This window comes from endosymbiont of Lamellibrachia barhami, from assembly GCF_011947365.2.
Lineage (GTDB): Bacteria > Pseudomonadota > Gammaproteobacteria > Chromatiales > Chromatiaceae > QGON01.
On record NZ_JAAVSH020000001.1, the window covers coordinates 187410 to 199626 of the forward strand.

Annotated in this window: 11 protein-coding genes; 8 read left to right on the forward strand and 3 right to left on the reverse strand. The window is 54.9% G+C overall.

Going from position 1 to position 12217, the window contains the following annotated elements; all coding sequences use genetic code 11:
• The 4 genes from G9Q73_RS00840 to G9Q73_RS00855 form a co-directional block, all read left to right on the forward strand.
• Positions 1-651, forward strand: a 651-nt coding sequence (locus tag G9Q73_RS00840) for a TatD family hydrolase (RefSeq protein WP_177418060.1), incomplete at its 5' end; no start/stop codon positions are given.
• Positions 652-656: 5 nt separating this feature from the next.
• Positions 657-1355, forward strand: coding sequence for a 4'-phosphopantetheinyl transferase family protein (locus G9Q73_RS00845; RefSeq protein WP_177418061.1), 699 nt, complete (start codon positions 657-659; stop codon positions 1353-1355).
• Positions 1356-1437: 82 nt separating this feature from the next.
• Entirely contained in the window at positions 1438-2436 is a 999-nt protein-coding gene (galE, locus tag G9Q73_RS00850) for a UDP-glucose 4-epimerase GalE (protein WP_177418062.1), read from the forward strand.
• A 9-nt stretch (positions 2437-2445) separates the two neighbouring features.
• Positions 2446-3249: an undecaprenyl-diphosphate phosphatase gene (locus G9Q73_RS00855; protein ID WP_177418063.1), complete on the forward strand. Its 804-nt coding sequence runs from the start codon at positions 2446-2448 to the stop codon at positions 3247-3249.
• Between the two features lie 333 nt (positions 3250-3582).
• Here the strand turns inward: G9Q73_RS00855 and G9Q73_RS00860 are convergent, their stop codons facing one another.
• Complete coding sequence (locus tag G9Q73_RS00860) at positions 3583-3966, reverse strand: hypothetical protein (protein WP_177418064.1); 384 nt, start codon at positions 3964-3966, stop codon at positions 3583-3585.
• 223 nt (positions 3967-4189) lie between these two features.
• On the opposite strand from G9Q73_RS00860, the gene G9Q73_RS00865 reads away from it, so the two are divergent.
• From G9Q73_RS00865 to G9Q73_RS00880, 4 genes are all read left to right on the forward strand, one after another.
• Positions 4190-4888 carry a lamin tail domain-containing protein gene (locus G9Q73_RS00865; protein WP_177418065.1) on the forward strand — a complete coding sequence of 233 codons (699 nt, stop codon included), beginning with the start codon at positions 4190-4192 and terminating at the stop codon, positions 4886-4888.
• A 94-nt stretch (positions 4889-4982) separates the two neighbouring features.
• A complete protein-coding gene (locus G9Q73_RS00870; RefSeq protein WP_246344895.1) occupies positions 4983-6281 on the forward strand; it encodes an SPL family radical SAM protein in 1299 nt (432 codons plus the stop codon).
• A gap of 106 nt (positions 6282-6387) precedes the next feature.
• Positions 6388-7818, forward strand: coding sequence for a sodium/proline symporter PutP (gene putP / locus G9Q73_RS00875; RefSeq protein WP_177418066.1), 1431 nt, complete (start codon positions 6388-6390; stop codon positions 7816-7818).
• A gap of 99 nt (positions 7819-7917) precedes the next feature.
• Positions 7918-8841 (forward strand): NAD-dependent epimerase/dehydratase family protein, encoded by a 924-nt coding sequence (locus G9Q73_RS00880; protein WP_177418067.1) that lies wholly within the window; start codon positions 7918-7920, stop codon positions 8839-8841.
• A 127-nt stretch (positions 8842-8968) separates the two neighbouring features.
• Here G9Q73_RS00880 and G9Q73_RS00885 read toward each other — a convergent pair whose 3' ends face one another.
• Together G9Q73_RS00885 and yoaA are read right to left on the reverse strand one after the other, a co-directional pair.
• Positions 8969-10180, reverse strand: a complete 1212-nt coding sequence (locus G9Q73_RS00885) for a hypothetical protein (RefSeq protein WP_177418068.1) — start codon at positions 10178-10180, stop codon at positions 8969-8971.
• Positions 10181-10255: 75 nt separating this feature from the next.
• The gene (gene yoaA, locus G9Q73_RS00890; protein ID WP_177418069.1) at positions 10256-12211 is read right to left on the reverse strand and encodes a DNA repair helicase YoaA; all 1956 of its coding nucleotides are present in this window, start codon (positions 12209-12211) and stop codon (positions 10256-10258) included.
• Between the last annotated feature and the right edge of the window lie 6 nt (positions 12212-12217).

Here is a 12217-nt window from a genome sequence, read left to right on the forward strand (position 1 = left end):
TGGCCGCGGCAGAAGCAGGTCTGCAGGGACTATCCTGGACTCTACCCCGCCTACGGTTTGCATCCTATGTTCCTTGGGGATCACCAGCCCGAGGATATAGAGCAACTCGCCTCCTGGATCGAACGGGAACAGCCGCTAGCCGTCGGCGAGTGTGGTCTGGACTTTTTCATCAAAGATCCCCAGCCGGAAGCGCAACAGGCGCTGTTCGAGGCACAACTGGAACTTGCACGAGACTACCGATTACCGGTGATTATCCATGCCCGCCGTTCCGTGGACCAGGTTTTCAACACCCTGAAACAGTTCCCCGGCCTGTCGGGAGTGGTGCACAGTTTCTCCGGCAGCGAACAGCAGGCCCGCCGACTGATCGATCTGGGTTTTCTTTTGAGTTTCGGCGGCCCCATCACCTATGAGCGGGCCAAGCGCCTGCGCAGTCTGATCCAGATCCTGCCCCTGGAAAGTTTGATGCTGGAGACAGACGCACCGGATCAGCCAGACAGTGGGCACCGGGGGGAACGCAATGAATCAGCCTATCTGCCAAACGTGTTGCAAACAGTCGCGGAGCTGCGCAACCAACCCGCCTCAGAGATCGCTGCCGTAACCTCAAAAAATGCCGTGCAGCTGTTCAATATTCCCACCAACAACGAGTCGTGACAGGCATGATGTCTCAGCCAGGACCCCCGGTACCAGACCTCACCGACCTCTGGCTATCCGAGCGCCCGAAATCAGCACCCGATCCGGGTACTCTGCACCTCTGGTCCGTCGATCTGGACCGCTCTGGCTTCCGCCATTATCTTTCACAGGATGAACTGACTCGCGCCAGCCGGTTCTCACTGGATACCCCAAAAAGCCGCTTTATCGCCGGCCGTAGCGCCCTGCGATCCATCCTTGGACACTATCTGGCCACCCCGCCTCTATCTGTCCGGCTGAAATATGGCGAACACGGCAAGCCTGAACTTGCCGATCAAGCGAGTGATATCCACTTCAATCTGGCTCATAGCGGCCATCTTGCGATCCTGGCAGTCAGCTGCGACTGCCCTGTGGGGGTGGATGTGGAGAGGATACGGTCGCGCAAATATATGCTTGGCATCTCCAGGCGTATGTTCAGCAGAGAGGAGTACCAGCGGCTGGCCTCACTTCCAGACGGGGACCAGATTGCGCAATTTTGCCTTCTGTGGACTCGCCTCGAAGCACGCCAAAAATGTCTCGGCACGGGGCTGTTCACGCCCACCCTGGCAAGTGACGACTCCATGCCCTGTTGGGAAAACTTCATCCCTGAACCCGGATTTTGCGGCGCAATCAGCATGCAGAAGGAGATTCCAAAAACGGAAAACTGGACCGGCTTCAAGTTTCAGTGACATTCAGTAACGGAGACATGACGCAACCCGCCGCTCCCGGTATGATGAGCCGTTTTTGATCATATCGACAGCGGAGCGAGTAATGGCCAACAAAGGGATTCTGATCACCGGTGGCGCCGGCTATATCGGCAGCCACACTGCGCGTCAGTTGGGGGAAGCCGGGGAACGTCTGATCACCCTGGACAATCTCTCCACCGGCTTCAGAGAGGCCGTACTCTACGGTGAGCTGGTCGTTGGCGATACCGGCGACCAGGCGCTGGTCAGCCGCGTGCTCAAGGAGCATGATATCGACACGGTGCTGCACTTCGCTGCCCACACCGTAGTACCCGAATCGGTCGAGAATCCGCTTAAGTATTACGGCAACAATACCTGCAACACCCGCAGCATGCTGCAGTGCTGCGCTGAGGCCGGGGTAGAAAACTTCATCTTCTCCTCCACCGCCGCCGTCTACGGCACGCCCGAGAGCGGCATTGCCCATGAGGAGACCCCCACCAGCCCGATCAATCCCTATGGCACCTCCAAGCTGATGTCGGAATGGATGTTGCGCGACCTCTCCGCCGCCGCCGATATGAAACACGTCATCCTGCGTTACTTCAATGTCGCCGGTTGCGACCCGGAAGGACGCATCGGCCAGGCCACCCCCAATGCCACGCTGCTGACCAAGGTGGCCTGCGAAGCGGCAGTGGGAAAACGGGATTCCGTCTATATCTACGGCACCGATTACCCCACGCCGGACGGCACCGGAGTGCGTGACTACATCCATGTGGAGGATCTGGCGGCTGCTCATGTCAAGGCGATCGAACACCTGCGCAAAGGGGGTGACTCCGTTATTCTCAACTGTGGGTATGGACATGGATTCAGCGTGCGTGAAATGTTGCAGGCTGTTGAGCAGGCAGGCAACATCAAACTCGATATCATCGAGGCTGACCGCCGTGCAGGGGATCCACCCACCTTGATCGCCGGTGCCGAGAAGGTGCGCGAGGTGCTGGGCTGGAGTCCGGCCTACGACGATCTTTCGGTCATCGCCGGCTCTGCGCTCAACTGGGAAAAGAAACTGCTGAAAGCACCCTGGAAAAAATAGAGACCCATCATGGAACTGCTTCAGATATTCATTCTCGCCGCACTCCAGGGGCTGACGGAATTCCTGCCCATCTCCAGCTCGGCGCACTTGATCCTCGCCCCTCTTGTATTGGGCTACGCCGATCAGGGACTGGACTTCGATATCGCAGTCCATGTGGGCTCTCTGCTTGCGGTAATCGGTTATTTCCGCAAAGAGGTCGTCAACATCACCGGTGATTTTTTCCGCTCGCTGGTGAATCGCAATGCCAGCTCAGCGGACTCCCGCCTTGGCTGGATGATCATCATCGCCACCATTCCTGTCGGTCTCTTCGGGCTGCTGATGAAATCGCTGGTCGAGACCGAGCTGCGCACCCCGCTGGTGATCGCCATCACCACCATCAGCTTCGGTGTCGTTTTGTTGATGGTGGATCTGCTCGGTCGTCACACACGGGACGAATACTCCATTAAATGGACGGACGCCCTTATCATCGGCGTATTTCAGGCATTTGCCATCATTCCAGGCACCTCCCGGTCTGGTGCAACCATGACGGCAGGACTGCTGCTGGGACTATCACGCGAGGCAGCTTCCCGCTTCTCTTTCCTGATCTCCATCCCGACCATTCTCATGTCCGGCGGGCTGGTCACGTTGGAGTTGATAGAGAGCGCCAATCCCGTGGAGTGGGATTCACTCTTTATCGGCGCCGGACTCTCGTTTGTCACGGCCTATCTCTGCATCCATTTTTTCCTGCGGTTCATCGAAAAAATCGGCATGCTACCCTTCGTGATCTACCGACTGATTCTGGGCGTGGGGATTCTCTATCTCTTTCTTCCCTAAGGTTTAGACCGCCTTGTAGGTTGGGTTAGGCGCACATCACCGCTAAAATCAATGACTTCCACCAAAGAAATGCGTGTGCCGTAACCCAACAGTTTACGTTAATTTCAAGCTCTACCGTTGGGTTACGATGCGCTCAAACAGCGTCAATAAACAATAATCGTGGCATGTTGCGCATCTAACCCAACCTTCTATGGGGAATTATTCACCAAACCTCTGATTTAGATCAATCAGGTTGTCCACGCATAGTCTGTCATGATTGCAGTCCTCATATTTCTGCGCAGTGACAGGCTATGGGTGGACAACCTGATACTACGATTGTGTTTTACGCTTTCCTTATGCCGACGAATGCTTCCGTTTCCCGCTGATATTGGACGTCCAGTCGGCTGTTTTGCAGTTTGCCTGTTGACTGACTTTGATGCTTGTCGAGGACACTTCCAGGTTATGGATACCCTGGGCCGTTAACGCTCTGTGGAGCCAGTGACCATCCCGGCCCGCTTCGAAGCAACTGACAATCAGGGTCTCTTCCGGCCGTTTCAGCTTCTCCTTGGCCAACGCAATTTCCTGCCATAGACTGAAGAGGTCTCGTGCGTTAAGGGTTCTGTTTCTATGTATAACCTGTTTCCGAACCAGGTGCCAAGTCTTAACACCCACCCGAATGCCAGGTACAAAACTGCCGGGCAGCTGCCATACTTCCATCAGGGTGTTTATACGTTTCACTACTAAGTCCTCTTTTCTATACTTCCCTAATAGAGGCTTAGCTCAAATACCCCCTCATGGCATCTACGTTTTCTGATGGCTCATATCCAGTATCAGAGTATTCCTACAGAAACATCAGGATTATCGACTTCTTCCAATACGCAGGCTGGAGTATTTTGAGCGCGTCTTGAATGATCCAAGACCTCCAAACGGAGTTGGAGCCATTGCACAAGGAGTGCTTACGATGCCCGTCCCAAAACGTCCCACTATTTTTCAGCGTCTGCTGTTCGCCGCCTGTCTGACATCCATCTCCCCGGTTCACGCGACACTTGTCATCAACGAGGTCGATTATGATCAGCCAGGCAGCGACCAGGCGGAATTTATAGAACTGTTCAACACAGGGGGCACCGCCCTCAATCTTGACGACTACACACTGCAACTGATCAACGTGACCAACAGCGCATTCTACCGAACCTACGACCTTCCCACTTTCACCCTGGATGCCAACGCCTACTTTGTGCTCTGCGGCGATGTCGGCAACGTACTCAACTGCGACTGGGATGTATCACCGAACAGCAACCTGATACAGAACGGAGCGCCCGACGCCATCGCCCTGTTTCTGGGAAACACGCTGATCGACAGTCTCAGTTATGAAGGAGATATCGCTGGATATAGTGAGATTTCGGGCAGCAATCTGGTCGACCCGTCAAATACCGCCTTTCTCGGCCTTTCACGCTCCCCGGACGGCGCCGACACGAACAACAACAATCTCGATTTCAGTCAGGCCTGTATCACCCCCGGCATGCGCAACAGCACCCACGCAAACAGCTGCAGCGCACCCGTTAATCCGGTTGCCCTGCCGGAACCCTCCAGCTGGCTGATTATGATGGTGGGATTGGTTGGCATGCTGCTGCCAAAGAGATTCCGTGAAAAAGAGATGTAAACCGGGTTGCCCGATCCGCTACGCTTGATCGGGCCTGCAATCGTTTCAATATCCTCGCTTGCATGCCAATCCCCGCTTGCGTACAACTACGGCCATGAGCAGCCAATCCGCTTACGCCGAAAAACTCCCCCGCCTGATCGATAAGACAGGCATCGGAAAACTGCCTGAGGTACAGAGAAAATTCCTGCAGTCCCAGGCGCTGATCTATCGCTTTACTCTGCAGGAGCTGCAGCAACTGAGCGATATCAGCCTTGACCTGAACATGTGGCGGGAAGGCTCTATTGAGCAGGTCTGGCCGACAGATGCGCCCTCAGATCTGGTGCCCAAACAGAAACGGCAACAGATTCTGGGACTGATTCGGCGACATTGGGAAGATCTTCGCCAACAGCCAAACCAGTATCCCGTCTCTTTTGACAAGACTGAATATCAGCCGGACAGAATCAAACGGGTTATGGTGGAAAGACCCAAACTCGGCCTGGGCTATTGTCCGGTGGCATCGTCCCGCACCCGTTGCTGCAACCTGCTGACGCTGGATGCGGTGGAGAATTGCGGCTTCGACTGCAGCTACTGCAGCATCCAATCCTTCTATCATGGAGATGAGGTCCGCTTCGACCACCGATTCGCCGAAAAACTGGCCCAGCTCGAGATCGATCCGAACCGGATCTACCACATCGGCACCGGGCAATCCTCCGACTCCCTGATGTGGGGCAACCAGGCGGGTATTCTCGATGCGCTGAGCCTTTTTGCCACTGAACACCCCAATGTCATTCTGGAGTTGAAGACCAAGTCGAAAAACATCAGCTACCTTGAAAAAAATCCGTTACCGGCGAATATCATCTGCACCTGGTCTCTCAATACCCAGACCCTGATTAGCCATGAAGAGCACCTGAGTGCATCATTGGAGGATCGCCTGATGGCTGCCCGACGTCTGGCGGACAAGGGCATAATCGTGGGCTTTCATCTCCACCCGATGATCCACTACGCCCAGTGGCGCGAAGACTACACTGGACTCTTTGAACGGATGACATCACTGTTCGACCCGGATGAGGTGGCCCTGGTCTCAATCGGCACCCTTACCTACATTAAACCGGTGATCAAAAAGCTGCGGGGCCGGAGTGACTTTCACAGCAAGATCCTGCAGATGCCAATGGTGGAGAGTGACGGCAAGCTCTCCTATCCAGAAGAGATAAAACTGGAGATGTTCTCCCACGCCTACCAGCAGCTTGCCCCCTGGCACGATAAAGTATTTTTCTACCTCTGTATGGAAAACCAGCGCTTGTGGAAACCTGTCTTCGGTTTTGAATATGCAAGCAACGGCGAGTTTGAGACCGCGATGAAAGCGAGCTATCTGTCAAAGATCAAACAGCACCGGCAAGGGTCTTGCCATTCGTAGGCCTGATCAAGCGTAGCGGATCAGGCAACAGACACGAAAAACAGATGGTGTTGCCGGTTCCGCAAGCTTGAACCGGCCTACGCTGAATATTTTATCAATATATCCCATGACACAAAACCAACTACTGATCGGCCTTACCTTCACGCTCTATCTGGTCGCCATACTGGGGATAGGCATCCACGCATGGCAGCGCACACGCAACCTTTCCGATTTCGTCCTCGGGGGACGCCAACTCGGCAGTTGGGTGACCGCTCTGAGTGCCAGCGCCTCGGATATGAGCGGCTGGCTGCTGCTTGGTCTGCCGGGTTATGCCTATCTCTCAGGAGTGGAATCCGTCTGGCTGGCAGGCGGTTTGCTAATCGGCACCTGGCTCAACTGGCGCTTCATCGCCGCTCCACTGCGAGTCACATCGGAGCAGGCAGGCAACGCCCTGACCCTGCCGGAGTATCTCTCCAACCGTTTCGACGACAAGAGCGGCCTTATCCGCACCATCTCATCCCTCTTTATCCTGCTCTTTTTCCTCTTCTACACCAGCTCCGGGCTGGTGGCCGGCGGTAAGCTTTTCGAATCAGTGTTTGGTCTGCCCTATCTCTGGGCCGTGACGGCTGGCACCCTCACCATTATCCTCTATACCTCTTTTGGCGGTTTTCTCGCAGTCTCTTGGACCGATCTGCTGCAGGGGCTGATGATGGCGGCGGCACTGCTCATCGTGCCGCTAATGGCATTCGGAGAGCTGGGCGGAACAGCACATACCTTCCGGCTCATCTCCGAGTTTAACCCGGCACTGCTTGACCCATTCACCGACAACAAAGGTGTGCCCCTCGGCTGGATAACCATCGCCTCCCTGCTTGCCTGGGGTCTGGGCTACTTCGGGCAACCCCACATCCTGGCCCGTTTCAAAGCGATCCGGCGAGTGGAGCAGATTCCAACAGCCCGGCGCATTGCCGTCACTTGGGTGCTATTGACCCTGACGGCAGGCTGCCTGGTGGGTCTGACGGGTATCCCAATTTTTGAGACACCGCTGGCCGACCCGGAGCGGGTGTTCATCCACCTGGTGGATCTACTCTTCCATCCGTTGATTGCAGGCATCTGTCTCGCCGCTATCCTTGCGGCCATCATGAGTACCGCCGATTCCCAACTGCTGGTGGCCTCCAGCGCATTCACCGGGGATCTATACAGAGGTTTTTTCCGGCATAACGCAAGCGAACACGAGTTGATGATCACCGGCCGGTTGGCCGTCGTCGGCATCGCCGCTATCGCCTTTGTACTGGCGCTTGATCCCGACAGCAGTGTGCTCGACCTGGTCTCTTACGCCTGGGCGGGATTTGGTGCAGCCTTCGGACCCGCCATCCTCTTCTCGCTCTACTGGAAACCCATGACCCGCAATGGCGCACTTGCCGGTATCATCCTCGGTGGTCTGACGGTGGTTATCTGGAAACAGTTGTCAGGAGGGATCTTCGATCTCTATGAGATCGTGCCCGGCATCGTCGCTTCGACGGCAGGCATACTGATTTTCAGCAGGAATCGCCATATATAACAGAGGACTAAATACTCCAGCGTAATTGATTTTTTACCCTGACCCCTTCAATAATTTCTTGGTAAAATGCACAAAGCAGGAGTTAAGGAAGAAATCAAAATGGAAGTATTGATATTTGGCGGCACACTCTTTATGGGGAAAATCCTATGCGAAAAGCTGTTCGCCAATGGACACAAACTAACCATAGTTTCCAGAAGAGAACCCGATAACCTGACCGAATTTGAATATATCAACGCTGACAGAAAATCATATCAACAATTAGCGACTAAGTTGCAAAACCGCTCGTTCGATACTGTCATCGATATGCTCAACTACTCCTCTTTCGACTCATCAGTCATCGAGAAACTGATCAATCAGAAGATTATCTCGTGCGGCCACTATATTTTTACTTCTTCATCTCACGTATACCTCCCTGAAGGAGGAAAGGAACTGGTGGAGAGTGCATTTGATCCATTCACCTATAACTCGACAGACAGTGACAGACCAAAGATCTCATACAGCGAAGGAAAGAGGAGGGCTGAAGCCTATCTTTTCCAAAACATGGCGGGGATACCGATCACTGCAATTAGATTGCCTGTCGCGCTTGGCGCCAATGATCCCTCCGAACGTTTCACCAATTTGTTTGAAAAAATCCTGGATAAAAAACACGTTCCACTTTCAAACAACGCACAACCCATAAGCCTGGTCTGGGCCAATGACGCCGCTGATTTCCTCTATTGGACAGCCACAAAAAAACTCTCTGGCATATATAACGTCTGCTCCCCCCCTGAAATGTTCACGGAAGGCGAAATACATGAACTTTTTCTTTCTATACTAAAATCCAAAAAAAAGATCACCCACATTAACTACAGGCGTGAAAAGAGACCTTTTTATTCAAAAGTACCTTTAACCCTGGATTGCTCAAATGCCACATCGCAAGGATTCAATTTCACTCCAGCCTTCGATTGGATCAGACTTGAGGTTTCTCAGCTACTATCAAAACGGGAATACAATCCAGTTCAATTCATCATGCCGAAACGATGAACAACACAGAGTAACAGTTGCGCTTTCCATTCCAGCCAACCTGAAAAGAACTGATTGCTCGCCAGCCCCTTCAATTCGTTTGAAATCGGGCCAGAAGGGACTGAATAGTTGAATTTAGGTTGGCGTATCAGTCCAGATCAGGGAATGTCAACTTCGTCCAGGGGATAGAGATACTGGCCTTGCCGGTTTCGTCCGGGCCATTGATCTCGAAGTTTTTCACCGGTTCGTTATCGATTGTCAGTCGGATGGATTCAGGTTTTTCAGTGTAGACAGTCAGACCCGACAGATCATATTCCGCTCCACCTGTAACAAGATTAATCAGGATCAGATCACCGTCCTCAGTCTCTTCGACACGGATCTGCTCCGTCATTTTTGTATACTGCAACAACCGGTAGGTCGTGGCGACAAGAATCGCCTGGCGGTCGGCGTACCCTTTAAGACGGCGAAACCCGTTGCGGGTCGCCTCGGAGAAGATCTCGGCCCTGTCTGCGATCTTGCCAAGATGAGTATAGATAATGCTCTTGGCCCGCTTACGCACCAGGGTCGACAGCACCCTGTCCGTCAACACCTCGGGAATACCCTGAGCGGTCTCCCCCGCACTCACACCACCCCAATGGGGATTGCAGCGCATGAACTCGGTCACAGATTCACCGCTGCGCAGACTGGCAGGATAGATCAAGCGGTTGCCTTTGTGCAGCGCATATTTTGGATGATTCTTGAGCGCCAACAGGCTTTTGACGAAATCCTTCAGAATCGTCTTTGCCGCCGGCAGCGCATGTTTTATCGACCAAAGCCCACCGTACCCCTTGGCGCAATCCTGGCCGATGACGCTGGTGACGCGACCCCGCCAGACATAACGTACGCCGTGCCGATAGGTGAGATCGGAGTGGAAAGCTTCATGCCCCTTGAGATCCCCCTTGCCAAACATAATACCGGGGTCGAAGTTGGTGGCCGCCTTGGAGTGGTCCACCCAAACCTTGATGCAGCAATCATGTGACTCCAGCTCATTCAGCGCCCGTTCCACATAACCTCTATCCACCGCAAGATCACCATAGGAGTGGAAACAGTCGATATGACCGGAGCGGATCAACCGCCGTGCATTCTCCCGACCCTCATCATCGGTATTCCAGTAAGCGAACTGGTTTTCTGGCATATCGAAATAGAGCGTATTACCGACCTCCAGCCCGACACCCGGCCCCACCTCCGTCTCCTCTTCGGTATTGAGAAATCTGGCGATTTCAAAATACTCCCGCTTGCCCGGCGTCTCATCCAGATCGCTGCAAATTGCCAGCATCGCGTGATAGGGATAGGGGATCTTCCTGATTTTGGGGTCGGTCATGATTGCAGAGCCTGTCGGGTCTTCTTGATTATTTTCCAGCACGGATCGCCGCACACTGTTCGATTCTTTTACGCTTCACGGGTTTTCTGAAACCGGTGGCGTCGGATTTTCCTGCACACCATCGTGATAGGCAAAAAAACGTTTCACATTATTGAAATCACGGCTCTTTGTCATCGGTGGCAGGCTTTTGATAAAAACTTTTCCATAGGGTTTGCTGAGCAGACGTGGATCGCAAAGCACCAGTACACCACGATCCTTTTCATCCCGGATCAGTCGTCCGGCACCCTGTTTCAGTGCGATCGCCGCCTGGGGCAGTTGAAAGGTCATGAAGGGGTTGCCACCCCGTGCCCGCAGCGCCTCGATCCTCGCCTGCAGGACGGGATCGCCCGGCGAGGCAAAAGGCAGCTTGTCGATGATCACGCAGGAGAGGGCATCACCCCGCACGTCCACCCCCTCCCAGAAGCTGGAGGTTCCCAGCAGCACCGCATTGCCGAGGCTGCGGAACTGCTCCAGGAGTTCACTACGGGGCGCGGTCCCCTGCACCAGCATGGGAAATTCGATGCGATCCTGCAGATAATCGGCCGCCTCCTGCAGGGCGCGATGGCTGGTGAAGAGCAGAAAAGCGCGGCCACCGCTCGCTTCCAGAATAGGGATGGAGAGATCGGAGACGGCCCGGTTGAACTCGGGGTTGTTGGGTTCCGGCAGGTCATTGGGCACATACCAGAGCGCCTGTTTCGGATAGTCGAAGGGGCTGTCCCAGCAATGGGTCTCGGCATCTTCCAACCCCAACTGGCTGGCAAAGTGGCTGAAACTGCCCCCCACCGCCAGGGTTGCGGAGGTAAAAATCCAGGCCGCCGGATTGTTCGCCATCCGCTCCCGGAAGATAGCGGAGATCTCCAGTGGCGTCCGGTTGAGTCGAAAGCTCTGGCGCTGGGTCTCGAACCAACGGATATCCTGTGTCTCATTCTCATCGAAGAGTTGATCCAGACGCGATGACAACTCCTTGCAGCGATCACGGCAGCTGTCGAGGCCCTTGCCCCGTCCTTCGATGGCTTCGAGCATGTCGCCCAGAATCGCCAGCTCGCTGCGCATCCGCTCCAGCCCGGCCTCCACCGCCGGGTTGTTCTCCACATCGGACCAGGCACCACGCCGCATCTCCAGACCAAAGGCGAGACGCAGATCCCGGGTGACCTTTTTCAGACGATCGGCCTGATCCACGATCTTCGGCATATCCCCCGCTTCACGGTGATACTCCGCCACTGTGTCCCTGGCCAGATCGAGCAACTGGCGGCCACTCAGACTCATGCCGAAGAAGTTACCCGCCACATCCGGCAGTTGATGCGCCTCATCCAGAATAAAGCAGTCTGCACTCGGCAACAGCTCACCAAAGCCCTCGTCCTTCAACGCCATATCGGCACAGAGCAGATGGTGGTTGATCACCACCAGATCCGCCTCCTGGGCACGCCGCCGCGCTTCCACCAGATGGCATTTACTGTGGGCGGGACACTCCTGACCCAGGCAGTTCTCAGTGGTGGAGGTCACCACCGGCCAGATGCCGGCATCTTCAGGGATCGCCAACATCTCGGCGACATCGCCGCTTCTGGTCTGTCCCGACCAGCTGCGTATCTGCTGCAGTTGATCGCTCTGCTCGGCAGTCAAACGCCGATCCTCCAGCATGGCTGTCTCCATGCGATGGGTACAGAGGTAGTTGGCGCGCCCTTTGAGCAGAGCGACGGAGACAGGGCTGGAGAGGCTCTCTCGCACCAGTGGCAGATCCCGATGGAACAGCTGGTCCTGCAGATTCTTGGTGCCCGTGGATACGATGACCTTGAGGCCTGACATCAGCGCCGGTACCAGATAGGCAAAGGTCTTGCCCGTACCCGTACCCGCCTCGCAGATAAGAACCCCGCCATCATTCAGGATGCGGCTGATCGTTTCCGCCATCGCCTGTTGCTGCGGACGGTGGGAGAAGCCGTCGATGCGCCGGGCGAGCCAGCCGTCAGGCCCAAAGATCTCGGCAATATCGGTCATGAAGCA

Excerpts from the sequence above, each read along its gene's own strand:
- G9Q73_RS00845 (WP_177418061.1), top strand. The coding sequence starts at position 657 with ATGATGTCTCAGCCAGGACCCCCGGTACCAGACCTCACCGACCTCTGG.
- galE (WP_177418062.1), top strand. The coding sequence starts at position 1,438 with ATGGCCAACAAAGGGATTCTGATCACCGGTGGCGCCGGCTATATCGGC.
- G9Q73_RS00855 (WP_177418063.1), top strand. The coding sequence starts at position 2,446 with ATGGAACTGCTTCAGATATTCATTCTCGCCGCACTCCAGGGGCTGACG.
- G9Q73_RS00865 (WP_177418065.1), top strand. The coding sequence starts at position 4,190 with ATGCCCGTCCCAAAACGTCCCACTATTTTTCAGCGTCTGCTGTTCGCC.
- G9Q73_RS00870 (WP_246344895.1), top strand. The coding sequence starts at position 4,983 with ATGAGCAGCCAATCCGCTTACGCCGAAAAACTCCCCCGCCTGATCGAT.
- putP (WP_177418066.1), top strand. The coding sequence starts at position 6,388 with ATGACACAAAACCAACTACTGATCGGCCTTACCTTCACGCTCTATCTG.
- G9Q73_RS00880 (WP_177418067.1), top strand. The coding sequence starts at position 7,918 with ATGGAAGTATTGATATTTGGCGGCACACTCTTTATGGGGAAAATCCTA.
- G9Q73_RS00885 (WP_177418068.1), bottom strand. The coding sequence starts at position 10,180 with ATGACCGACCCCAAAATCAGGAAGATCCCCTATCCCTATCACGCGATG.
- yoaA (WP_177418069.1), bottom strand. The coding sequence starts at position 12,211 with ATGACCGATATTGCCGAGATCTTTGGGCCTGACGGCTGGCTCGCCCGG.